We start from the raw sequence: 595 nt of genomic DNA on the forward strand, positions 1-595 counted from the left end.
CGCCTCGAGGCCGCCGGTCTCGTCCAGCGCCAGCGCGACGCCACCGACGCACGCCAGGTCCGCATCCGCCTGACCGAGCAAGGCCAGGCCCTGCGGGAAAAGGCCCGCAGCCTCAAACACGCCTGGGTCGGCAAGGTCTTCGGCCACAACCACCACGCCATGCGCGACCTCCGCGACAGAGTCGCCGCCTTCCGCGACACTCTCCTCAAGACCGAAGGGTAGGCAATAACTCCGCCGCTCGCGCCCACCCGCCGCCCCGCCTCGTCGTTGGCCGTCCGGCCGGGCAATAGGCGATGGCCTCGCGCAGGGTCACCGGGGCTGCCGCCCCCGCCCGGGCGGCCGCCATGGCAGGTCCGCCCTTGTCGCCGCACCGCCATAGCCTGTTCCGGCTGCGGGTCCGCTGCGACCTCCCGGGCGGTGCTGGCGCGGCCCGCCCCATAGCCCTGCCGCCTTGGCCCCGGCCGCCCCCACCGCTATCTACCGGGCCAAACCGCGCCCAGGATCTGTCCGCCGATGGCCAGCTACCAATACGCCTATGTCATCAAAGACCTGACCAAGTCCTATCCGGGCGGCCGGGAGGTCTTCAAAGGCATCA

1 protein-coding gene is annotated in these 595 nt (G+C 71.8%); it reads left to right on the plus strand.

Annotation, left to right across the window (positions count from 1 at the left end; translation table 11 throughout):
- Positions 1-222, plus strand: a 222-nt coding sequence (locus tag NJ376_RS28100; protein WP_252956663.1) for a winged helix DNA-binding protein, incomplete at its 5' end; no start/stop codon positions are given.
- Between the last annotated feature and the right edge of the window lie 373 nt (positions 223-595).

This window comes from Siccirubricoccus soli (assembly GCF_024178315.1).
Lineage (GTDB): Bacteria > Pseudomonadota > Alphaproteobacteria > Acetobacterales > Acetobacteraceae > Siccirubricoccus > Siccirubricoccus soli.